This window comes from Amycolatopsis pittospori (genome assembly GCF_013870525.1).
In the GTDB taxonomy this organism is placed as follows: Bacteria; Actinomycetota; Actinomycetes; order Mycobacteriales; family Pseudonocardiaceae; genus Amycolatopsis; species Amycolatopsis pittospori.
This window is the reverse complement of the sequence record NZ_JACBXD010000019.1, coordinates 93,163-116,177: the sequence shown is the minus strand read 5'-3', so window position 1 is coordinate 116,177 and position 23,015 is coordinate 93,163. Positions and strand designations below refer to the sequence as shown.

Sequence of the window (23,015 nt, the reverse complement as noted above, 5' to 3'; positions counted from 1 at the left end):
TATTTATGCGAAAGCACCCCCTATAAACGCCCCCCTCCAATGGAGGCGAATGTGATCCTTGGTCGTGTTCACCAACACTTTCTGGAGGGAAACGTGCACAGATACCGGTTACTGGGTGGCGCATTGCTGATCGCGGCGGCCTTGCTCGCCCCGACCTCGACCGCATCCGCCGCGGCGGCCTGCACCTGGCGTCCGACGGCACTGCCCGTGCCGAGTAAGAGTGGGCTGCCGACCGCGACCGACCATCAGGGCGGCTTCGCCGGCGTCGCAGGCACCACCGACGGCCTGCGGCCGATCGCTTGGAAGAACGGCGCGTACTCCGTCTTCCCCGGGATCGGCAACCCGCGCGAATACCAGGTGGCCGACGAGAACCGCGCGGGCACGATCGTCGGCACCGCACAGTTGCACATCGGGGGATTCTCCGTGAGCACGGCGTTCCGCTCTCGGGGCGGCGTGCTGGAGGAGCTGCCGAAGCTGGGGGACAACACCAAGGCCGCCGCACTCGGCATCAACGACGCGGGCGACATCACCGGCTACGTCTGGGGTGACGGCAGCGGCCTGACCACGGTGGTGCGTTGGCCTGCCGCCCAACCGGGCACCGTCACCACACTCCCCGGTCTGGCTCCCGACCCCACCTCGCCCCAGGAGGTCGACGAGGACGGCTCGGTGCTGCTGCTGCGCAACTCCGGTCTCGCGATCTGGCGGGCCGGCACGATCACCCAGCTCGGCACGCTGCCGGGCCTGCGCTATCCCGGCGGCACCGCGTTCTCCAACGGTCGCGTGGTCGGCTACGCCACATACAACGACAAGAAGGTCGGCGTCTACTGGGACCAGCAGGGCGCCGCGCACGTGCTGCCCAACTCGAGCTACAACCTGTCCAACACCAACCCGCAGTTCGACATCAACCGGGACGGTCTGATCACCGGCCGGATCGACGAGGCGCACGGCGGCAACGACAACAGCGGCACCGGCTACGGCGTATGGCAGCAGGGCGCGTGGGTGTCGAACTTCGGCGACATCACGCTCGACATCCCGTCCCGGATCGGCGACGACGGCACGGTGGCGGGGGCGCGCATGGACGCCGACCGGATCTACCACCCGTACGTCTGGCGTTGTTCCTGATCACCGGCCGAGCGTTCTGACCATCTTCGCCGGCGCTCCGTCGACGTAGATCAGGCAGTGGTTCCCGTCGTCCGCCCGGACATAGCCGGGCTTGGTCGGCCGGCTGGTTCAGCAGCACACCGACGCTCGCGTCGGCCCCGGTCGCCTTTCACGGGCGGCCGGGGCCGATGCCCGGCAGCGTCGCCACCGCGTCGGTGAGTAGTGCGCACGGATCCGCCTTCTGCCAGTCGTTCGACGGGGCGCGGTGATCGAAATGGGCATCCTGCCAATCTGGATGGACCGGCGTGGCCTGCTTCTTCGGTCAGACCAATCGGCCTGTCTGGAGTGAGACCAGCACTGTCGCGCGTGCCCCGACAGTGCTGTCAGTGACCCAGGTCCGTGGCAACGGATGGCGGCTTCCGAGTTCGCGTCGGGAAGATGCGTGCGACGCCCTCGCGAACGGCTGCTGTCGAGCAATTTCCCATGAACGCGGTCTTCTGCCGATGTGCGCGTGTTTTCGATGCCGTCGGGCTTCATCCCGAGGGCGAGATGCGCTTCAGGAGCGGATCGCAGTTCACCGACGGCAACGCTCCCCACGGCAGCTGCTCGACCGCGGGCACCTCACTTTCGTCCCGCACTACTAGCGCCAGCGCATCATGTAGGTAGGTCCGTCGGCGTCGTGGCGCGCATCGCGTTCGTCGAAACGCCACTGCGCGAACATCGTTCGAGCAGTGGCGGGCGGCGCACCACGGCGAGCCGCCAGCAGCGATTCGAGCTCGTTGAGGCGCGCGGGTTTCTGGTCCCCCGCATCCCACGCTTTCACGTAGAGACGCCAGGCCTCCTGTTCGAGGGCGAGGCTCTCGTCGTCGATCGGCCAGACGGAGAACTCGTCGCCGTCTTCGAACAAGCTGTTCAGCCTGACGAAGTAGTGGGGAACGCCGGAGATGTCGGCGACACCGGTTTGCGGGCCGTCGTAGCGATCGTTTTCCACGTGGACGTGTTCGAAGCCGACGGAGATCAGCTGCTCCCGCGTGGTGTAGCCGCGGTCTTCCAACGGGACGATCGGGACGGGGTACTCAGTGAACCAGCCATCGGTACGGAAACCGAGCCTGCGGTACACCGGCTCGGTCTCGGCGGACGGTCGGATCGCCACGGTGTCGTATCCGGCGGCGCGAGCACTGTCCACCGCGGCCAAGGTCATGGCGCCGCCGAATCCCCGGCGCCGGGAGGCGGCCAGAGTGGAGATGTCGTAGATACCGGCGACCTCGGCGTGCAGGAAGATCTCGCCTGCGCTGACCGGCTCGCCACGGTGGTAACCGATCAGATACCGCGCCGGGCAGTCCTCGGCGAGGGCGGACGGGGCCACACGATCGTAGAACTCCACAACGGTGACGGCAGGTGGATTCCAGTCGGCGGCCAGGATTCGGGCGTAGTCGGCGAGTTCCTCGGGGGTGCGGACCCGGCGGATCTCCAAATCCGGGTGGGGGCCCGCAGCGGGGATGTCCGCGGTGTGGGCCCACATCGCGGCTTCCCTCTTCCCGGCCCTCAGTTGCACGGAGTCGAACGGCAGGTCCGCGGAATTCGGACCGGCCCACCACGAGAAGGCGCGGCCGGTCAAACGCAGCGTGAACGCTGTGCGGGAAAGACGGTTCTTCACCTCATCCGGCGCGAAACGCGCGTTCGCGACGATGTTGAAGGTACCGGCATCACCTTCGATACCGCTGTCGGCGATCACCAGGTCGCCGGTTTCCGTAACAGTCATCCCGTCGGTACGGCGATGCAGATGACAGGCATGTTCGGCGACGTTCGCCTCGATGCGCTCCGTGAGCCCGGCATACATGGGCTCACCGTACGTCGGGAGCCACGATTCGCGACACGTCCTCAGGCCTGGTAGGGCTAGCCCCACCGGGCTTTAGGGGGCGCTCCCGATGGTCTTCGGCTCGCCAGGCCGACAGGCTGGCCGCATGTCGATCTCTCCCTCCCGTCGTGACTTCATCAAATTGAGCACCACGGCCGCAGTCGTCGGCGTGGCGTCCCTCGGTATCTCGGGCACGGCGTCCGCGGGTGATCTGCCGCGGATCACCCCGCTGAAGATCCCTACGCCCGCCGGCACTTTCGATGCCGTCGCCGCCGGGCCGCGACACGGCCGGAAAGTGCTCCTGTTGCACGGTTTCCCCGAATTCGGCATCGAGTGGGAGCATCAGTTGCGCGCACTCGCCGCCGCCGGATACCGGGCGGTGGCGCCCGACCAGCGGGGCTACTCACCGGGCGTACGACCGACCGGGATCGAGAACTACCAACTGGACCACCCGGTCAGGGACGTCCGGGCGATTGCCGACTCCCTGGGCTGGCACAGCTTCGACCTGGTCGGACACGACTGGGGTGCCGCGGTCGCCTGGATCGCCGCGGCGAAGTACGCACGCCGGGTACGCTCGCTGACCGCTGTCTCCGTGCCGCACCTCGGTGCCTTCGCCGAGGCACTGCGGACCGATCCTGCGCAGCAGAAGGCATCCAAGTACATGAACGACTTCCGGGCGCCCACCCCGATCCCGGAGAACACGATTCTCGCGTCCGGGCCGCCCAAGATACCGGGCGCCTCACCGGAGAAGTGCGCGGAGTACTTCCGGCGGCTTTCCGAGCCGGGCGCCCTGACCGCCGTGCTGAACTGGTACCGGGCCAACGATTTCACCGGCTACGAGCAGCGGGTCACGGTCCCGACGCTCTTCATCGCGAGTACGAAGGATCCGATGGTCGCCCCCTCGGGCGTGGCGGCGACCAAGAACTGGGTCACCGGGCCGTACCGGCTGGAGAACCTCGCGGGCATCGGCCACACCATTCCCGAAGAGGCCGCCGAGACCACGTCGGCCCTGCTCCTCGCACACCTCGATTCAGTGTGTTCCTAGCAACCGGCGCAAAGCGAAAAGCCCCACCTGGGAAGGTGGGGCTCGCGGTGGGCGATACTGGGATCGAACCAGTGACCTCTTCGGTGTGAACGAAGCGCTCTCCCCCTGAGCTAATCGCCCGCTGTACGAACTCCGGTTCACCGGGGAAGTGAACCTGGTGCGCGATACTGGGATTGAACCAGTGACCTCTTCCGTGTCAGGGAAGCGCTCTCCCGCTGAGCTAAACGCGCGTTGTGTAGTTGTTCGTACTGAAGCTAGCTTAGCGGACCGGTTTTCGGGCCCGCACAGGGGATCCCCTTCGAGATCGAATCCCCGCGCGAGCAGGCGGATTCACGGCTTCGGCAGCTTCGGGACGATGGACGCGGCGATCTCCTTCGCCGGGTCGCACGAGCTTCCGCTCCCCTCCCTACCGAGCATCATGACGGTGACGTGTTCGGCTTCACGGTTCGGGAGCGGTCGATGCTGCCAATGCACGGTGCACTTCGTGGTCCCGGCACCGCGCAGGTCGCCGGTGACACCATTGCCGAGGTCCACCGGCGACCCGTCGGCCACGTACGCACCGAGGTTCAGTTCGACGGTCAGCGTGTTCCCACCACCCTGCCACTCGCAGATCCGCAGCGTGCGCGGCGCCGACTCCGCGTTGGCGATGTTCTTGCCGACGACGGCGGGATCCGCGACGGCACACGGGTCGAGCGGGAGGATGCTCGCCGGGTCGCCGGCGCGATCGACCTCGTGCGTACGCAGGCGCGCGAGGGCGGCGGTGAGCATGTCGTCGGCGGACTTGCAGGGGTCGCCTTCCTTGCCCGAACGGGAGACGACGATGCCGAACCGCCGCTCCGCCGGCAGCTGGACCACCGAGTCGCAGCCTCCGCTGATCGTGCTGCGCAGCAGGGGAAGTCCCTCGGCGGTGCGGTCCGTCCGCTCGAGACCGCTCACGGTCACACTCTCGCCCAGCTGCAGGTTGAAGGTGACGCCGTTGAGGCCGGTGTACTTGCAGCGAGCCGGATGGAGTGACCCCGATTCCGGTTTCAGCGTGCCGGATTCCTTCACGAAGCGGCCGGCGAGCACCTTGCAGGGGTCGGTCAGCCTCAGCCGCTCCGGACTGACAGCCTCGGTCACCGCGAGCGACGCCACTCCGGGATCCTCGGGCTTGGCGTACTCGGCGATGGAGAGGCCGAGCGCCACGATCCCGCTGACCAACAGCAGGACGACCGCGGCGAGCGAGCCGAACAGGATCTTCTTGGTCCGCGGCGCCATCTTCTTGGGCGGCGGCCGCCAGACCGGCAGCGGCAGGGCCAGCACCGAACGCACCTCGGCGTCCTGCTGCCGGATCCGCGCGTGCACCGCGGGCGGCCACGGAGCCACCCCCGGCGGCACCGGGCCGAGGTGGTTCAGGATCTGTTCCGGTGTCGGGCGCCTCGCGGGGTCCTTGGCCAGGCACGGCTCGGCGAGCCGCCGGATCTCCTCTGGGACGTCGCTGAGATCCGCGGTGCCGTGCACGACGTTATACAGCGTTTGGGGCGCTGTCGGTCCGGTGAACGGGCCGCGTCCGGTCGCCGCCATGACCAGGATCGCGCCGAGGGCGAACACGTCGCTCGCCCCGGTGACCTGCCCGGTGCCGGCCTGTTCCGGGGACATGAACGCGGGCGACCCGATGATCGCGCCCGTGCCGGTGAGGTCCTGGGCGTCTTCGGCCACGCGCGCGATGCCGAAGTCGATGACTCGGGGGCCGTCACTCGTAAGGATGATGTTGCTGGGCTTGAGATCCCGGTGGATCAGCCCGGCACGGTGGATCTCGGTGAGCGCCGCGGCGAGCGCCGACGCCAATAGCCGCACCGACTCGACGGGCAGCGGCCCGGCCGCGTCCACCGCTTCTTTCAGGGACGGTCCGGTGACGAAGACCGAGGCGAGCCAAGGGGTTTCCGCTTCGGCGTCGGCGTCCATGACGGCCGCCGTGTAGGCGCCGGAAACCAGGCGCGAGGTGGCGACCTCGCGACGGAACCGCTCACGGAACCGGGGATCGTGCGCGAACTGGGCGTGCAACTGCTTGAGCGCGACGAGCCTGCCGTCCGGGGCCAGGCCCAGCACGACACGGCCCATACCGCCTTCGCCGATCTCGGCGATGATCCGGTAGCGGCCGACCTGCCGGGGTTCGCCGGGATTCAACGGTTTCACTGATCAGCCCTAGGGTTTCGGGAGTTTCGGCAGCAGCACCTCGGCGAAGGCCTTCGCCTTCTCGCAGGCCTGGTCGGCGGTCAGCTTCGTGCCGCTGGTGCTGAACATCAGCTCCACGTTCTCCCCGTCACGCTCGCTGACGGACCGGTGCTGCCAGGTCAGCGAACAATGCGATCGGGCGATGCCGTCGTCCACCGCGGCCAGGTAGACCTTGGTGCCACCGAGGTCCAGCGTGGCGGTCTTGGTGTAGTACGCGTCCTTCGACTGAGTGGGCGGGTACCCGCGCACGAGGTCCACCCGAAGGCCGCCCGCCGCGTCGTAGCGGCATTGGTGCAGGTGCTCGCGGATCGTTTCGGCCACCGGGCCGATCAGCCGGTCCGCGGTCACCGGGCCGACCAACGCGCACGGATCCAGCAGGGCCAGTGTGCCCGCCGGAAGGTCGCGGTCGAAGCCGCCGGCCCGGATGCGCTTGACCGCGTCGGCGAGGGCCGCCTTCACCACCGAACAGGCTTCGTCCTTTGAGGACAGCGAGTTGACTTTCGCGGCGAGGGCGGTGTTCCGCAGCCCAGTGACGGCGACGGCCACCTCGCAAGAGTCGCTGGAGCCCTTGATGTTCGACGGAAGCCCTTCGATGTTGTCACCGGGCTCGCCTTGGATCACGTCGCCGCCGACGCCGAGATCGAGCCACTTGCCCGAGGGCGACTCGTACGTGCACGAGTCGAAATGGATGTCGATCTTCTTGGTCAGTTTGCCGAACCCGGGAACGGCGCGTCCTTCGAGGACCTTGCACAGATCCACCTTGCGCAGGTTGTCCGGGCCGAGTGGATCCGGGTTGACCGGGGTGGTGACGGGGACGTCCGGAGGCGGGGACGTGCTCGGCGCGGCGACGGCGGCCGGAGGCGGATCCTCCTTGTTCACCGAGACCGCGAGGACGACGCCACCGGCGAGCAGCACCACCGCGGCCGCGGCGAGCCCGGCGTACAGGCCGCGCTTCGACCGCTTCGCCGGCGGATTCAGCAACCGCCCGACCTCGGCCTGCTGCTTGTCGATGAGATGCGGCACGATCGGCGGCCACGGGCTCGGCATCGGCGGGATCGGCCCCAGCTGCTCCAGCACCCAGGCCGGGGACGGCCGGTCCGCCGGATTCTTCGCCAGGCACGGCTCGACGATCCGCCGGAGTTCCGGGGCCAGCTGCCGCAGATCCGGTTGGACGTGCACGACGTTGTACAAGGTGTGCGGAGTGGACGATCCGGTGAACGGGTTCGTCCCGGTCGCGGCCATCACCAGCAACGCGCCGAAGGAGAACATGTCGCTTGCCGAGGTCAGCGGCTTGCCCTCGGCCTGCTCCGGCGACATGAATCCGGGCGAGCCGATGACGGCGCCGGTGTGCGTGAGCTCCGAGTCGCCTTCGACGGCGCGGGCGATACCGAAGTCGATCACCCGGGGGCCGTCTCCGGCGAGGATGACGTTGCTCGGCTTCAGGTCGCGGTGGATCAGCCCGGCGCGGTGGATGTCGCCCAGCGCCAACGCGAGCCCCGCGGCGAGGTGCCGGATCGACCCGAACGGCAGTGGCCCGCCGGTGGCGACGGCCTCGGACAGCGACGGTCCGGGCACGAACACCGAGGCCAGCCACGGTGTCGGCGCGTGCGGGTCGGCGTCCATGACCGGTGCGGTGTACGCGCCGGAGACCAGGCGCGACGTCTCGACCTCGCGCCGGAACCGCTCGCGGAAGCCGGGGTCGTGCGCGAACCCCGGGTGGACCTGCTTGATCGCGACCAGGCGGCCGTCGGACGAGATCCCGAGCAGCACCCGGCCCATCCCGCCCTCACCGAGCGCGGCGAACACCCGGTAACGCCCCACGCCGGTGGGTTCGCCGGTGTTCAACGGCTTCACGAAGGCCCCCTTGTCCGGGGCGATGGTACAAAACCACCCGGAAGTGTCACGCAGCGCGTCGGTCGGACCGGCCGAAATCCTTCAGACGGAGACTGTTGGACACCACGAGGACGGACGACAGCGACATCGCGGCACCGGCGATCAGCGGGTTCAGCAGCCCGAACGCGGCCAGCGGGATCGCGGCGACGTTGTAACCGAACGCCCACGCCAGATTCCCGCGGATGATCCGCAGCGTGCGGTCGGCCAGCCGGATGGCGTCGGGGACGACGCGCAGATCCTCGCGGACCAGCACGACGTCGGCCGAGCGCAGTGCGATGTCGCTGCCCTGGGCCATCGCCATCCCGAGATCCGCGGTGGCCAGCGCCGGACCGTCGTTGATCCCGTCGCCGACCATCGCGACCCGCGCTCCCCCGGCCCGCAGTTCCTCGACGACCGCGGCCTTCTCGGCGGGCAGGACCCCGGCCCGGACGTCGGGGATGCCGACCTCGTCCGCGACCACGCGGGCGGCGGCCTCGTTGTCGCCGGTCAGGAGGACGGTCCGCAGGCCGAGCGCGTGCAGGGCGTCGACGGCGGCCCGCGCGGACGGCTTCACGACGTCGCGGATCGCCAGCTGCCCGGCGACCCGGCCGTCCACCGCGACCAGGATCGCCGTCGCACCGTCTTGTGCGGCGGCGGCGAAGTCGTCCGGGACTCCGATCTCGCGATCGGCGAACAGCCGTGCGTTGCCGACCAGGACCTCGTGGCCCTCGACGGTGCCTCGCGCACCGAGCCCGGGCAGCGCGCCGAAGTCGTTCACCGGCGGCAGATCGGGCAACTCAGCCCGCGCCGCGGTCACGACGGCCGCCGCGATCGCGTGCTCGGAACCGGTCTCGACAGCGCCGGCGAACCGCAGTACCTCCGGGACGGTGAAGCCGTCGGCGGGACGGCACGCGATCATGGACATCTTGCCGGTGGTGACGGTGCCGGTCTTGTCCAGCACGACGGTGTCCACCTTGCGGCTCGCTTCGAGCGCGTCGGGCCCCTTGATGAGGATGCCCAGTTGCGCGCCCCGGCCGACGCCCGCCATCAGCGCCGTCGGCGTCGCCAACCCGAGGGCGCACGGGCAGGCGATGATGAGGACGGCGACCGCCGCGGCGAAACCTTCGCGCGCGGGCGCACCGCTGAACAGCCAGATCGCCAGGGTCAGCACGGCCACGCCCAGTACGACCGGGACGAACACCGCGCAGATCCGGTCCACCAGGCGTTGCACGGCCGCCTTGCGGGCCTGCGCGCGTTCCGCCAGCGCCGTCATCTGGGCGAGCTGGGTATATGCGCCGACCGCGGTCGCCCGCACGATCAGCCTGCCGTCCCGGTTCACCGAGGCACCGACGACGCGGTCTCCCTCGCCGGTCTCCGCGGGGACCGGCTCACCGGTCACCGCACTGACATCCACAGTGGACAGTCCACTTTCGACGACGCCGTCGGCCGCGATCGACTCCCCCGGCTTCACCACGAACAGGTCGCCGACCGTCAGCTCACCGATCGGGACCATCCGCTCGGCGCCGTCTCGCAGTACCCGGACATCCTTGGCAGCCAAGGCGTCCAACGCGGCCAGCAGCCCGGCCGCACTTCGCCGGGACCGGCTCTCGAAGTACCGGCCCGCCAGCAGGAACGTGGTCACACCGGCGGCGACGTCGAGGTAGATCGCGTCCGCGCCGGCCGCCGTCGGACCGAAACCGATCCAGTACCCCGGTTCGGCGCCGCCGCCGAACGCCGCCCAGGCCGACCACGCGAACGACGCCAGCACTCCCAGCGACACCAGTGTGTCCATACTGGACGAACGATGCCGGAGATTCCGCAGGGTGGCCCGGTGGAACGGCAGCGCGGACCAGAACACCACCGGGACGGCCAGCGCCAGGCACAGTAGTTCCCAGCCGGGGAACCGCAGCCGCGGCACCAGCGCGAGGGTGATCGAGAGGTTCCCCAGCGGGATCGCCAGCAGCGCGGCCACGACCATGCGGCGGCGGAGATCGCGGACCCGCGCGAACCCGGTGTCCGGACCCTCTTCGCCGCGGATCTCCGCCGTGTAACCGGATTTGCGGACGCGTTCGATGAGCACGTCGTCGGCCAGCGCCCCGGGGACCTGCACGGTGGCGCGCTCGGTCGCGTAGTTCACCGACGCGCGGACACCGTCCAGTTTGTTCAGTGTGCGTTCCACCCGCGCCGAACAGGCGGCGCAGGTCATCCCCGACACGGTCAGTTCCACCGTGCGGACGGCCGCGGCCTCGTCGGCCGTCGGCGCAGAAGTCGTCATCTCGCGGCACTCCCCTGGATCGATCGTTCCTTGGTGGTGGAACAGGCGTCCAGAAGATGTCGCGGAGGAGATTACCGCCGCCGGGAACCGAACCCGTCGGCGGCCCGACTACTGGTGTGGTGGTGGAACAGGCGTCACCTGGGTCGTGAGTGGCGATTCGGGTTCTATTGAGCAGAAAGGCGAAGGTGGCGTGTTCTGCCGGTCGCCCGCACGCCGACCTCGGGTGTTGCGAAAGCCACTTTCGCAACCTTCAACGTTGCGAAAGTGGCTTTCGCAACACCCGGGACTCCGCCGCCCACGAGGACCACAAGACCCGCGCCGAAGGAGCCTTTCCCCTCACTGTACGAGCGGAAAGTCCCCTTCACCCCGCTGATCACCGGTCCGTGAAGGCCTCCTTGAGGGACCCAGAGTCCCTCAAGGAGGCCTTCACGGACTCGGCACCCGACACGACACCTTTGCCTTACCCCTCAATAACCCGAATCGCCACTCACGACCACGGTGACCTGGCTCAGACCTTGCGCGGCGTCAGCACGAGATCGAACGTATTGCCGTCGCCTTGGACGAACGTGCTCAGGTAAGGGGTGAACGCGCCGCATCCGGTGAGGGGCGCGAGCGAGTAGGTACCGGTGAGCGTGCCGCCGCCGGCCATCGTGAAGCCGTCACCGGTGCGCAGTTCCGCCGTCGACGGGCTCGACGTCCTGCACGCGGGCCCGCTGCTGACCGGCATGCCGACGAGCGTCACGAGCGGGAGGACGGTGGTGAACCGGGGCCGGGCGACGAATCCCGTGCCGGTCAGGTCGCCGCCTTGTGGTCCGTCGGCGACGAACTCGAGATCGGCCGAACCCGGTACGAAGCCGAACAGCCGGAAGTCGGTGTGCGCCTTGTCGAACACCGGGCCCCCGGTGAAGACGGTGGCGGCGGTGGGGCTCAGGTCGAAACCGCCGGCGAGCGGCGCGGACGCGGTCAGCGCCTTCACGGTCGTCTTCCCGGCGACCGTGTACCGATGCCCCGCCGGTTTGTCGCCGAGGTCGAAGGACAGCAGGACCGGGTCCTGGCCCGGATCGAGGGTGCAGTCCGAAGTGAACGAACCGAGGCCGGTGAACGAGCCGTCGGCCTTCTTCGGTGTGAGCCGGGTGGTGAAGTCGCCGACCGTCAGCGTGGTCTTGCCCGGTTTCGCCAACGTCACCGTGGGAACGGATCCGGTCGCCACCGGGCTGAAACCGCCCGTCTGCGGGATGTCGGTCTTCGCCACGTTCAGCGGAATGCGGACGGGCAACGGGTTCGCGTCACCGTTGACCAGGGTCACGCCCGCCGCGGCGGTGCCTTCGATGGTGGCGGCGCCGACGAGGTTGAGTCCCCGCGCCGCCTTGTCCGGCACGGCGACGGTGATCGTCAGACCGGACGTGGTGAGCGTGCCGCCGGGCGCGGTCGGGACCTCGAAGTCCGCCTTGATCGCGACGTCGAGCTTCTGCAGCCCGATCAGCGGGAACGGGCAGGTGTACGAGAGTCTCTTGTCGACGGGGGTGCCCGCCGCCGCACCGTGGACCGCCACGAAGAGCAGGCAGGTCGCGGTGAGCAGGACGATGACGCCCGTCGCGAGCAGCATCCGGACAGTGATGCGGAGGGGCATGGTCGCCTTCCCGTGCGCGGGGCCGGCCCCCGCCGCACGAGGCGACGGGGACCGGCTTTCCTGGCTACTTCTTGGTGAGGTTCAGATCGAGCGTGTTGCCTTCACTCTTGGTGAAGATGCTGATCATGTCGTTGAACGAACCGCAGTTCTGCAGCCCGGACAGCGAGTAGGTACCCGACAGCTTCCCGCCCTTGAGCAGGTCGAAGTCCGGACCGGTGGTCATCTCGCTGGTGGACGGGCTGACCGTGCCGCACTTCGGGTCGTTGCTGATGGGGATCCCGAAGACCTGCACGCTCGGCAGGAACACGTTGAACTTGATGTGCGCCTTGAACCCGGTGCCGACGAGCTCACCGGTCTGCTTGCCGACCTGCTCGACCTTGATGTCCGAAGCGCCGTCGACGAAGCCGAACAGCTTGAACGTGGTCTTCGACGGGTCGAGCTTCAGGTCGCCGGTGAAGGTCTTCGACGCGAGGTCCACGTCCGCGTCGAACGCGCCGTTGATCGGCGCCGTGCTGCCGAGCGCCTTCAGCGCGGTCTGGCCCTTGATTCCGAAGGCGTACTTCAGCCCGCCACCGCCGGGGGTCGTGGTCGGCGGCGTCGTCGGAGTGGTCGGCGTCGTCGGGGTGGTGGTGGGCGTGGTCGGCGTGGTGGTGGGCGTGGTGGTGCCGCCACCGCCACCGATCTTGATCGTGGCCAGGGTGTTGTTCTGGCCCGGATCCTGCGTGCACGGCGCGTCGATCGTGCCGTCCGGGGTGATCCCAGTGACCGAACCGTCGGCCTTGCGCGGAGTGACCTTCAGCTGCAGGTCACCCACGGTGATCTTCGCCTCGCCGGGCTGGTTGAAGGTCAGCGAAGGCGTCTTGCCCGCCGCGTTGACCGTCATCTCGCCCGAGGTGGGGATGTTCGACTTGGCGATCTCGTTGGGGACCTTGACCGGGAGGTTGAGTCCCGGCGCCGCCACGGTCGCCGCCGCGATGGCCTGGCCTTCCAGCGTCGTGGCACCGATCAGGTTGAGCCCGCTGACCGTGTCCGCGTTGATCGTGGAGACGGCCTTGATGTCGAACGTGCCGGTCGGCTGACCGGTCTCGACCGACAGCGGCAGATCGGTGTTGATCACCACCTTCAGCGACTGCGAACCCACGAGCGGCAGGTTGCAGTGATAGTTGAGCGGGAGCGAAATCGGATCGGCGACACTGGACTGTGCCCCGACCACGAGTACCGCGGCGGCAAGGCCCACGGCACCGGCAGCGGCGGCGGCGACCGCCTTCTTGGTTCCTCTACGGTGACTCACGATCGTCCTTCCGTGGTATCAACGATGATACGAAACGGCGTACAATTCCCCAGAGCAGTGAATATCGGCCCGAGAGAATTCTCCGGGTAGCGACGATGTCTGACGGATCGCAACCGAACGTAAACTAACGACGCTCCGGCATCGCTTTCAAGGGCTTCTCCGGAAAAGTTGACGAGTGCCCGGCAAATTGTCACCCTGGCACGGTGCGACCGCCCGGTTCCTAGTAGGGGCACGTGGGTTTTCCCAGCGTAGAGCCACTTGAGGGCGCGCCGGAGAACCGCTGACGCGGGTGACAAGCGCAATGCGCGAAACTATCTCGCGCATGCCAATCACCCTTTTACCGTCGCGCCGGGGAACCGCTCCGCTTGCCTGGCGGAATCTTTCGTGAGTAACCTCGCGGTTCAGCCAGCCGGTCATCGCCGACCATCGCGCGGACGCCGGCTCCTCTTTCGCCGAATTCGACGGGGAAACCATGAAAAGAATGCGCCGGACGGCAGCGCGAATCGCGTTCGCCACCGTCTCCGTGACCGCCGCGGCGGTCCTGCTGGCAGCCTGCGGGTCCGACGAACCCGCCGACACCGCGCAGCACGCCGACCCCGCCGCGCTCGCCTGGGTGGACAAGGTGTGCTCCGGGGTGGCGACGGGTTCGGCGAAGCTGTCACAGCCGCCCGCTTTCGACGCCGGCAATCCCCAGGGGACGAAGACCGCGATGGTGGGCTTCCTGAATTCGCTCACCGCGGCGCTCGACGACATGGCGGGCGGGATCCGCAACGCCGGTGTGCCGCCGGTCCCGGATGGACAGTCCGCCGTGGACAAGGCCACCAGCACCCTCGGCGAGACCAAGACCAAGGTGTCCGCCACCTTGGCGAAGATGCAGGACGCCAAGGTCACCGACCAGGCCAGCCTGCAGAAGGTGATCGCGGACGCCGACTCCACGATGAGCGGGCTCAGCGAGCCCGAGGGCCCGATCAAGCATCTGCGCGCCAACCCGGAACTGAACCTCGCCTTCGCCGAATCCTCGACCTGCCGACAGGTCTACGGCAACGCCTGACAACCGTCCCGTCCTCTGGAGGCCCGGCCGTGCCGATCTCGTTCCCCCGCCCGTCCCGCCGGACGCTCGCCGCCGTGCTGGCGATCGTCCTGACCGCCGGCGTGCTGACCGCGCTGGGCGGCAGCCCGGCGAACTCCGCCGCCCCCGCGGCGTCCGACGACTCGTTCTACACCCCGCCCTCACCGCTCCCGGCGGGCAAACCGGGTGACATCATCCGCTCACGTGTCTCGAAAGCCGGGCCGCGTAAGGATTCCGTCAACGCCTGGCAGGTGATGTACCTGTCCACGGACGCGCTCGGACGGCCGAACGCGGTGACCGGGACGGTCCTCGTACCCAAGAACGCCGACCCGTCGACGGCGCCCATCGTCTCATTCGGTGCCGGCACGCACGGCCCGGCGTTCAGCTGCACGCCGTCGTCGATGATCGATATCGGCGCCTTCTACGAGCAGTCGGGCCTCGACGACCTGCTCGACGCCGGTTACGCCGTCGCGCTCACCGATTACGAGGGCTACCGCCAGGACCCGAAGACGACGTACGTGGTCGGCAAATCCGAAGGCCCGGCGATGATCGACGCGGTCCGCGCGGCCCAGCGGCTGCCGGCGACGAAACTCTCCGCGAACGCCAAGGTCCTCTTCCGGGGGTATTCCCAGGGCGGCGGGGCGGCGGCGTGGGCGGGTGAACTCCAGCCGGCCTACGCCCCGGAGCTGAACCTCGTCGGGGTCGCCGCCGGCGGAGTGCCCGCCGACCTCGTCCAGGTCACCCTGCAACTGGACGGAAAAGCCGGCTTCGGTGTCTTCGCCTACGCCCTCGTCGGCCTGGACAACGCGTACCCCGAGCTCAAACTGGACTCGTTCCTCAGCGACAACGGGCGCGTGAAACTGGCCGAGATGCAGAAGAGCGCGTGCACGTTCGAGTTGCTCACCACCTACGCGAACCAGAAGATCGCCGACTACACGACCAGCGCCGGCTACGTTCGGCCGGAATGGGTGAAGCGGCTCAACGAGAACAAGCTCGGCGGCACACCGCCGAAGGTCCCGGTGCTCCTGTACCACGCCACGCAGGACCAGCTCGTGCAGTTCGCCCAGGCCGACGCGCTGCACAAGACCTATTGCGCCGCCGGGGTCAAGACGACCTGGAAGACCTTCGAGACCGACCACATCACCGCCGTCTACACCGGTAACGCCGACGTCCTCGCCTTCGTCAAGGACCGGGTCGCGGGCACACCGGCGACGACGAACTGCTGAGCCCGGCGGTGCTCAGAACCGCCCCTGAGTCCTCTGTGGACGAAGTGGCACCCGGCGGTGGCCGGACCGGCAAGCGGCGAGAGCTGCTTCGGTTCGCCACCGTCGGGCTCGCCTCGTTCGGTCTCACGCTGGGGACCAACTACGGGCTGAAACTCACCGTCCTGCAAGCGAAACCGGTCACCGCGCTGGCCGTCGCCACCGTCGTCGCGACGGCGTTGTCGTACCTGCTCTCCCGGCGCTGGGCCTTCCACACCCGCGGCGGCAGGCGACGCCTCCACGAAGCCGCGCTGTTCTTCACGGTCAACGCGATCGCCGTGACGATCAATCTGTGCCCGCCGCTGATCTCGCGGTACGTCCTGCATCTCGAAGTCCCCGAAGTGAGCTTCCTGACGCAGGAGATCGCCGACTTCGTCAGCGGAATGCTGCTGGGCACCGCGGCGGGTTCGGCGTTCCGCTGGTGGGGTTACCGCCGCTGGGTCTTCCCGGTGGCGGGAGCCCGTCAGACGTCCGCGGGGCGCAGTCGTTCCGCGCGCAGCGCGAGTTCGATCCGCAGCCGCTGATCCGGGTCGTCCAGCCGCTCGCCGAACAACTCGGTGAGCCGCCGCAGCCGGGCCCGCACGGTCTGCGGGTGCACGGCGAGCCGCCGGGCGATCTCGGGCGCGCTCCCCCGTGTCTGCACCTGCGTGAGCAGGGTCGTCGCCAGCTCCTCGTGCTGTCGCGGCGCCAGTCCGGACAACGGTTCCAGCGCCTCGCCCGCCAGCTGGTCCAGCAGGAACTCGTCGGCCAGCAACAACAACGTGGTGATGTGCTCCTCGCACCACAGCACCGGTCCGACCGTGGTGATCATCCCCCGCTGGGCCAGCCCCGACGCGCGGCGCGCGATCCGGAACGACTCCGCGGCCTGCGCCGGCGGAACGGGGACCCCGACCGTCGCCGACCATCCGGCGGGCAGTTCCCGAAGGCCGGCGAGTTCGGTCTCGGGGCAGGTCACCAGCGCTCCGGGAGCGTCCGAGACCAGGTCGGCGGGCACCGCCATCGGCAAAAGGCCGACGGGGAACGCGGGCGCTCCCGGAGCCGAACCGAAGACGACGGCGGTGACCCGCTCCGGCAACCGCCAGCCGATCGCGACGGCGAGCGCGCCGACGTCGGCCTGCGTGTACCCCGCGCCGCTCGTCAGCAGGCGGAACAACCGGGCCCGCTGCTCCGCGGGGCCGGTGGCCTCGGCCTGCGCCGCGTTGTAGCCCTCGGTCAGCGCCATCGTCACCTCGACGACGTCGCCGAACAGGCATTCAGCGGCGCCGTAGAGGACGTCACCGGACAGCTGCAGCTGTCGGCCGGCCGCGGCGATCGAACGCCACAGCACCCGGCTGGACACCCGGAACGCCGCCTGCGCGGCCTCCCGGCTGAGTCCCTGATGGAAAGCGATGCGGCCTTGTTCGCGGAAGTCCGCCAACAGGTCGTTCTGGAGCAGTTCGGGGACACCGACCCGGTCGATGGCGCGCTCGATGCTGCGCCGGGTCAGCTCGACGGCGGCCGCGCGGGCGTCGCCGTCACTGAAGACTTCCGCGCATTCCCCGATTTCGGCCACCACGCCCTCGACGCAGTGCCGGGCGATCGCCGGGATCCGGGGCCGGACGGCGTCACCGAGTTCCCTCGGCAGCCGTGCCCACAGCGAACCAACGGGCTGCCAGCTCACGTGTGGGATCCCCCGCTCGGAAGTATGCCGACGATTACGGGCACGCATTCCCTTTCGTCCGCGCGCCATCGGCGCACTCGAATGCACGGAGCGTAGAACCGGTGCCACATCCGTGTCAAAAGACGCCGCGCCGAAACCCCCGTCCGTGTCGACGGCGAAGAGTACCGCGACTTTCCGTCGCCAATTCATCGTCACATTCGCGGTACACGTCGTCGGCCGATCGAGTAGAAACACTCCCTGCCGTTCCCGCCGATCCGAACCGGGCACGGAAAGGGATTCACGTTTCCCGCCGTCCGTTCGGCGAAATCACAAGGTGGTCTTCGTGGTCGAGTACCGCAGTTTCCGGATGCTGGCGACGCTCCCGCGTTCGCTCGGCGAAGAACTGCGTCCGCATACCGGTCACGCCGCGGCCGCCATGATCAAGGAGGTGCAGCGTTCGGTCCCCGCGTACTCGCTGCCTCTGCGCGGCGTCTTCGGCCGTGTCCTGGTCGTCTCCTGCGAACGCGCCGTGCGGCATTACGTCGACTGCATCGGCGCCCCGAACCAGCCGCACGACCGGTGGACCGACTTCTACCGCATGCGGGGGCGCATCGAGTTCACCGAGGGCCGCGGTCTCGAACCGTTGCACGACAGCGCGACGATCGGCGCCCGCGCGGCCTGGCGTGCGATGCAGCCCATCGTGCGCGGACTCGGCGTCGGGCCGGAAATCATCGCCCGCGCGGCGGAGTCGGTCTTCGTCTACGTCGACGAACTCTGCGCCACGACGATCGAGGGGTACCAGGACGCGGAGGCCAAGGCCGCGGGCGCCGTCCCGCTCCGCCGTCGGCGTCTGCTCGAACTGATCGCGCAGGCGCCGGAGGGATCCGCGTGCAGCATCGCGAGCCTGGCGAACGGAGCCGGATGGAAGCTTCCGGACACCGCGGCCCTGGTCGCGCTCCAGCGCGCTCCGGGCGCTTCCGACTTCCCCGCCCATCTCTTGGACGACGACGTCCTCCTGGACCTCGACGCCACCGAGCCGTACCTGCTCACCGCGGATCCCGACACCGACCTCGCGCCCTTGAAGGACGCGCTGGACGGCTGGCGCCTGGCGGTCTCCCCCGTCGTCCCGCTCGCCGACGCCCCGGCCGCGCTGCGGACCGCGCGCCGCGCACTACTCCTGACCAGCGAAGACGCGCCAGGACCGATCGTCTGGTGCCGCGATCACCTGGCCACCCTGTGGCTGCTCGCCGAAGACTTCCTCGGCGCCGAACTGGCCAAGCAGAGCCTCGACCCGTTCAGCTCGCTGAGCGAGAAACAGCAGGACAGGCTCAGCGAAACCCTGTTGGCGTGGCTGGAAACCCGCAGTGGGGCACCGGAGATCGCGCAGCGGCTGGGCGTCCACCCGCAGACGGTGCGGAACCGTCTGCGGCAACTGGAAGAGCTCTTCGGCGATCGCCTCAAGGACGCCGACGACAGGCTGGGCATGCAACTCGCGCTGCGCGCCCAGCGGCTCATGCGCGCCCACCGCCGCGACGAAGGGCCACCAACCCGACCCGCCTGACCCGTCGCTCCGGTGGCCGTACGGTGGGCAGCACCCAGCGCAGGCCTCTACGGGAACGCCGGCCCGATGGCTGGTCGATGTGGAAGTCCGCCCGGCAGGCCATGCTCGTCTCCCTGGTGACAGGTGTTTACCGATGCTTTCCTGAATACCGGGACGGTCGGAAAATGTCGATGCGCATTTGTTCCCCCATACCAGGATTTAGCACCTGACTCGGAGGCGTCGACGGCTTTCTTGTCATACCGGTCGCAATTGCCGGACGTGTCCGGCGACACGCTGACGAACCGACCGTTCTTCACGTTATTTTGACGCCCGACAAGCGAAAGGCGGGACATGGCCATCGAAGCACGCACTCTGACCCTGCACGGGCAGGAAATCCGCCTGCGGGAATACCGTCCGTCCACAACGGACACCGCCGGGGAAACGCTCGTGCTGCTGCACGGGATCTCCGGCAGCGGCGAAACCTGGGTTCCCCTGCTCGAACACTTCGAACGGACCGGGTTCGGGCATCGCGTCCTCGTCCCGGATCTGCCGGGGCACGGTGATTCCGCCGCCCCGCGGGCCGACTACGGCCTCGGCGCGATGGCCAGTGTGGTCCGGGACGTCCTCGCGCTCACCGGCGTCCGGCACGCGACCATCGCCGGGCACTCCCTCGGCGGCGGGATCGCGATGCAGTTCGCCTACCAGTTCCCGGACATGTGCGCCCGGCTGGTGCTCGTGGGCAGCGCCGGGCTCGGCCCGCAGGTGACCTCGGTACTCCGCGCGACGGCGCTGCCGGGCGCCAAGGCGACGCTGTCCGTCGCCGTCAACCCGGTCACCGTGGCGATGGCCCGCGGACTCGCCACCGTCGGACGCAGGCTCGGGGGCGAGCTCGCCCCCGAAACCCGTGAACTGACACGGCACCTTTCCTCTCTCGCGGACCCGGGCCGGCGGCGGGCTTTCCTCTTCATCGCGCGCAGCCTCATCGATCTCAGGGGCCAGCGCGCGAGCGCCGTCGACAAGCTCTACCTCGCCCAGCAGGTGCCGACGCTCGTCGTCTGGGGCGCACATGACCCGCTCATCCCGGTCGAACACGGCCGAAAGACGGCCGAACTGCTTCCGGGTAGCCGCTTGACTGTGTTCGAAAATGCGAAACACTTTCCACATGTGGCCGACCCGGCCCGGTTCGGCGGCGAGGTCGAGCGCTTCCTCGGCGAGACGGAACCCGCCCGGCTGAGCCTGGACGAGGTCGTCGAAGTGCTCATCCGGGCGAGCGAGGCCGCGAACGTGGTCGAAATGCCCCAAAACACCCAGAAGAAGGTCCCGGAAAAGTTGTCATCCGGGACCCAACGCGGGCACGGGTAAATGTCACCCTCCGGCGGATCGGACCACCCGTTCGGGTGTAGTCCATCCAGGTGGCCGATCCAGGCCCCGTCAGCCGTTGACAGTCCTCTCAGCCGGATTTTATGTTGCGTGAGCCACAAAATCTGGATCGGCTTCACCGTTGAAGAGGCTGATTTTGTTGCCAGCAAGGATAAAACATGACCGACTTGGATACCGGGTTCTCGCGGCACGATCTGCGGACCGCACGGCCTGACCCCGACGTGCGCCACCCCGCCACACCGCACCGCCAGCCACCGGGTCCGGTCCAGCGACCGCGCGCCTTCACGCCGGCACCGAGAACCCCAGTGGAGAACCGACCTGTGCGCAGCACCGGCGCGAATGGACTGTGGGCGTCGCTGCCCCGCGAGCTGGGCGAGAGGTTCCGGCCGCGGGTCGACCCCATGGCACGAGCCATCCTGCAGGAGGTACAACGAGCCGTTCCCGAGTACGCGCAGCCATTGGAAGGCGCGTTCGGACAGATCATCACCCAGGGTATCCGGCAGGCGATCCTGCACTGCCTCGACACCATCGGTCAGGGGACCGCGCCCCTCGACAAATGGACCACGGTCTTCCGCAATCTCGGGAAGGTCGAGTTCAGCGAGGGTCGCAGCCTCGACTGCCTGCAGACGGCCTACCGCGTCGGTGGTCGCGTCGCCTGGCGGCACGTCTCGGAATTCGGGCAGGCGATCGGAGCGGACGCCGATCTCCTGTGCACCACGGCCGAGGCCATTTTCGCCTACGTGGACGAGATTTCCGCACTGTCCATCGAGGGCTACACGGCCGCGCAGGAACGGGCCGCGGGCACGAGAGCGAGACGCAGGCGCAGGCTGCTCGAACTGATGCTCGCCGATCCGCCGTCCTCACCGCAGTCGATCGCGTCCCACGCCGCGAACGCCCAGTGGGCGCTGCCCACCGAGGTCACCGTCGTCGCGCTGGAACGCCGGCTCGGACCGCTCGACCCCGACAGCCCCGACCTGGACGCCGACGTGCTCGTCGACCTAGAGGGCCCCAAGCCCTGCCTGGTCACCGGCGACCCCGAGAAACACCTGAAGGATCTCGCCGAACGGCTTCCCGGGTGGCGCGCGGTGATCGGGCCGGCGGTGCGGCTCACCGAAGCGCCGCGCTCGCTGCTGTGGGCCCGCCGCACCCTGCGGCTGGTCCAGCGCGGCGTCCTGCCGGACAACCCGGTGACACGGTACAGCGACCACCTGTCCACCCTGTGGCTGCTCGCCGACGAGTTCCTGGTCCGTGAGCTCTGCGCGCGCAGCCTCGCCCCGTTCAACGACCTCACCCCCAAGCAGCGGACACGGCTCGGGGAGACGTTGCTGATCTGGCTGCAATCCCGGGGAAGCGCTCCCGAGATCGCGAAGAAACTGAAGGTCCACCCGCAGACGGTCCGGTACCGCATGCACCAGCTCATCGATCTCTTCGGCGACCGGCTGAACAACGCCGACGACCGGCTCGACATGGAGATCGCCCTGCGCGCGGAGGCCTTGCTCGCCGAGGACTGACGGCGTCTCCGGCTGAGAAAGACCAGCGTTTCCCACTCACGACGAGGTGACGAGGTGACCCGACCGCAGGATGCCCGAAGCGGGGTCGAGGCGACGTACGGCCCGCTCCTCACGCCCGCACGGCCGGGCGGGTCGAGCGGGCGGCCCGTCCAGCTCTGGGCGCTGCTGCCGAGAGAACTGGCGACCGTCTTCCGGCCGGTTCTCGCCGACGTGGCCGGGGAGGTGGTCCGCGAGATCCAGCGGACCATCCCCGACTACGCGCGGCCGCTGGACGGTGCCTTCGGGAAGTCGCTCAAGACCGGCGTCCAGATGGCGTTCCTGCAGTTCCTCGACCGGATCGGGAATCCCGAGGCGCCGTCGGAGGACCGCCGGAGCGTGTTCCTGAGCTTGGGCATCGAGGAGTTCCACCAAGGCCGCAACGTCGACGTCCTCCAGGCGGCATACCGCGTCGGGGCCAGGGTGACCTGGCGCCGGGTGGCCGACGCCGGGCGGCGCGCGGGTGTCCCGTCGGCGACGTTGTGCCTGCTCGCCGAAGCCATCTTCGCCTATATCGACGAGCTTTCGGCGCTATCGGTCGAGGGCCACGCGGAGGCGCGGGAAAAGGCCGCCGGCGCTCTCGAGCGCCGGCGGCACCGCCTGATGGAACTGCTGCTCACCGAACCGCCGTCGCCGCCCGACGTCCTCAAGAACGCCGCCGACCTGGCCCGATGGCAACTCCCGGACCTGCTCGTCGCCGTCGCCCTCGACCAGCCGTCGGAAGAACTCCCGGCGGCCGCTTCGACCGCGCTGGCGGACTTCGAAAGCCCCTCCCCCTGTCTGCTGCTACCCGCACCGGAACCGGACGATCGGGAACGCTTCGCCGAAAGCCTGTCCGGATGGCGAGCCGCGATCGGCCCCGCCGTCCCGCCCACGTTCGCGGCGCGCTCGCTGCGAGCCGCACGGGAAGCATTACGGCTCGTCGCCGCCGGTGACCTCCCGGAGGAACCCGTGACCTGGTGCGTCGACCATCTCTCGCGGCTCTGGCTGCTCAAGGAACCCTTCCTCGCCGCCGAGCTGGTGCGCGAGCGGCTCGGGCCGCTGGCCGGACTCACGGGGAAGCAGCACACGCGGCTGGCGGGGACGCTGCTGGCCTGGCTGGAGACGTGCGGGAACGTCCGCGAGGTGGCGGAACGGCTCGCGGTGCACCCGCAGACGGTGCGTTCGCGGGCGCAGGAACTCGAGGCCCTCTTCGCCGATGGGCTGCGGGATCCCGAACGGCGGTTCGAGATGATCCTCGCCCTGCGAGCCGCCCCCTCTTGACGGGCGCCACCCGTGCGCCAACGGACGCC

At 69.0% G+C, this 23,015-nt stretch carries 16 protein-coding genes and 2 tRNA genes; 9 read left to right on the top strand and 9 right to left on the bottom strand.

From position 1 onward, the window contains the following. The first annotated feature begins 93 nt into the window (after window positions 1-93). On the top strand, window positions 94-1,122 hold the full coding sequence (locus tag H5J31_RS13780) for a hypothetical protein (RefSeq protein WP_181772930.1): 1,029 nt from the start codon (window positions 94-96) through the stop codon (window positions 1,120-1,122). Between the two features lie 619 nt (window positions 1,123-1,741). Here the strand turns inward: H5J31_RS13780 and H5J31_RS13775 are convergent. Further along, on the bottom strand, window positions 1,742-2,941 hold the full coding sequence (locus H5J31_RS13775; RefSeq protein ID WP_207898007.1) for a GNAT family N-acetyltransferase: 1,200 nt from the start codon (window positions 2,939-2,941) through the stop codon (window positions 1,742-1,744). Window positions 2,942-3,065: 124 nt separating this feature from the next. On the opposite strand from H5J31_RS13775, the gene H5J31_RS13770 reads away from it, so the two are divergent. Continuing rightward, window positions 3,066-4,004: an alpha/beta fold hydrolase gene (locus H5J31_RS13770; protein ID WP_236005033.1), complete on the top strand. Its 939-nt coding sequence runs from the start codon at window positions 3,066-3,068 to the stop codon at window positions 4,002-4,004. Window positions 4,005-4,052: 48 nt separating this feature from the next. Here H5J31_RS13770 and H5J31_RS13765 read toward each other — a convergent pair. The 7 genes from H5J31_RS13765 to H5J31_RS13735 form a co-directional block, all read right to left on the bottom strand. Further along, window positions 4,053-4,124: transfer RNA gene (locus H5J31_RS13765), tRNA-Val, on the bottom strand. A gap of 35 nt (window positions 4,125-4,159) precedes the next feature. Further along, window positions 4,160-4,234 (bottom strand) — tRNA-Val (locus tag H5J31_RS13760). Between the two features lie 100 nt (window positions 4,235-4,334). Continuing rightward, window positions 4,335-6,179 (bottom strand): serine/threonine-protein kinase, encoded by a 1,845-nt coding sequence (locus H5J31_RS13755; RefSeq protein ID WP_181772928.1) that lies wholly within the window; start codon window positions 6,177-6,179, stop codon window positions 4,335-4,337. A 9-nt stretch (window positions 6,180-6,188) separates the two neighbouring features. Beyond that, window positions 6,189-8,072 carry a serine/threonine-protein kinase gene (locus H5J31_RS13750; protein ID WP_181772927.1) on the bottom strand — a complete coding sequence of 628 codons (1,884 nt, stop codon included), beginning with the start codon at window positions 8,070-8,072 and terminating at the stop codon, window positions 6,189-6,191. 46 nt (window positions 8,073-8,118) lie between these two features. Continuing rightward, window positions 8,119-10,365, bottom strand: coding sequence for a heavy metal translocating P-type ATPase (locus tag H5J31_RS13745; protein ID WP_181772926.1), 2,247 nt, complete (start codon window positions 10,363-10,365; stop codon window positions 8,119-8,121). Window positions 10,366-10,873: 508 nt separating this feature from the next. Continuing rightward, complete coding sequence (locus H5J31_RS13740; RefSeq protein ID WP_181772925.1) at window positions 10,874-11,995, bottom strand: DUF6801 domain-containing protein; 1,122 nt, start codon at window positions 11,993-11,995, stop codon at window positions 10,874-10,876. Between the two features lie 64 nt (window positions 11,996-12,059). Next, entirely contained in the window at window positions 12,060-13,286 is a 1,227-nt protein-coding gene (locus H5J31_RS13735) for a DUF6801 domain-containing protein (protein WP_181772924.1), read from the bottom strand. A 481-nt stretch (window positions 13,287-13,767) separates the two neighbouring features. Here H5J31_RS13735 and H5J31_RS13730 point away from each other — a divergent pair, with 481 nt between their 5' ends. From H5J31_RS13730 to H5J31_RS13720, 3 genes are read left to right on the top strand one after another with little or no spacing between them, the layout of a single operon-like run. Beyond that, window positions 13,768-14,337, top strand: a complete 570-nt coding sequence (locus H5J31_RS13730) for a hypothetical protein (protein ID WP_181772923.1) — start codon at window positions 13,768-13,770, stop codon at window positions 14,335-14,337. Window positions 14,338-14,366: 29 nt separating this feature from the next. Then, a complete protein-coding gene (locus H5J31_RS13725; protein ID WP_181772922.1) occupies window positions 14,367-15,581 on the top strand; it encodes a lipase family protein in 1,215 nt (404 codons plus the stop codon). 44 nt (window positions 15,582-15,625) lie between these two features. Further along, window positions 15,626-16,141 carry a GtrA family protein gene (locus H5J31_RS13720; RefSeq protein WP_181772939.1) on the top strand — a complete coding sequence of 172 codons (516 nt, stop codon included), beginning with the start codon at window positions 15,626-15,628 and terminating at the stop codon, window positions 16,139-16,141. Here H5J31_RS13720 and H5J31_RS13715 read toward each other — a convergent pair. Continuing rightward, a complete protein-coding gene (locus H5J31_RS13715) occupies window positions 16,081-17,277 on the bottom strand; it encodes a helix-turn-helix domain-containing protein (protein ID WP_181772921.1) in 1,197 nt (398 codons plus the stop codon). The two genes, H5J31_RS13720 and H5J31_RS13715, sit on opposite strands and share 61 nt — an antisense overlap. 313 nt (window positions 17,278-17,590) lie before the next feature. Between H5J31_RS13715 and H5J31_RS13710 the strand changes: the two genes are divergently transcribed. The 4 genes from H5J31_RS13710 (at window position 17,591) to H5J31_RS13695 (ending at window position 22,986) form a co-directional block, all read left to right on the top strand. Further along, on the top strand, window positions 17,591-18,817 hold the full coding sequence (locus H5J31_RS13710; protein ID WP_181772920.1) for a helix-turn-helix domain-containing protein: 1,227 nt from the start codon (window positions 17,591-17,593) through the stop codon (window positions 18,815-18,817). 330 nt (window positions 18,818-19,147) lie between these two features. Continuing rightward, complete coding sequence (locus H5J31_RS13705) at window positions 19,148-20,158, top strand: alpha/beta fold hydrolase (protein ID WP_181772919.1); 1,011 nt, start codon at window positions 19,148-19,150, stop codon at window positions 20,156-20,158. 338 nt (window positions 20,159-20,496) lie between these two features. Then, complete coding sequence (locus H5J31_RS13700; RefSeq protein ID WP_181772918.1) at window positions 20,497-21,687, top strand: helix-turn-helix domain-containing protein; 1,191 nt, start codon at window positions 20,497-20,499, stop codon at window positions 21,685-21,687. Window positions 21,688-21,741: 54 nt separating this feature from the next. Next, window positions 21,742-22,986: a PucR family transcriptional regulator gene (locus H5J31_RS13695; RefSeq protein ID WP_181772917.1), complete on the top strand. Its 1,245-nt coding sequence runs from the start codon at window positions 21,742-21,744 to the stop codon at window positions 22,984-22,986. The last annotated feature ends 29 nt before the right edge of the window (window positions 22,987-23,015 follow it).

Bases quoted from the DNA above. Each gene is read 5' to 3' on its own strand.
- H5J31_RS13770 (WP_236005033.1), top strand. From the start codon at position 3,066: ATGTCGATCTCTCCCTCCCGTCGTGACTTCATCAAATTGAGCACCACG.
- H5J31_RS13775 (WP_207898007.1), bottom strand. From the start codon at position 2,941: ATGTATGCCGGGCTCACGGAGCGCATCGAGGCGAACGTCGCCGAACAT.
- H5J31_RS13745 (WP_181772926.1), bottom strand. From the start codon at position 10,365: ATGACGACTTCTGCGCCGACGGCCGACGAGGCCGCGGCCGTCCGCACG.
- H5J31_RS13705 (WP_181772919.1), top strand. From the start codon at position 19,148: ATGGCCATCGAAGCACGCACTCTGACCCTGCACGGGCAGGAAATCCGC.
- H5J31_RS13740 (WP_181772925.1), bottom strand. From the start codon at position 11,995: ATGCCCCTCCGCATCACTGTCCGGATGCTGCTCGCGACGGGCGTCATC.
- H5J31_RS13730 (WP_181772923.1), top strand. From the start codon at position 13,768: ATGCGCCGGACGGCAGCGCGAATCGCGTTCGCCACCGTCTCCGTGACC.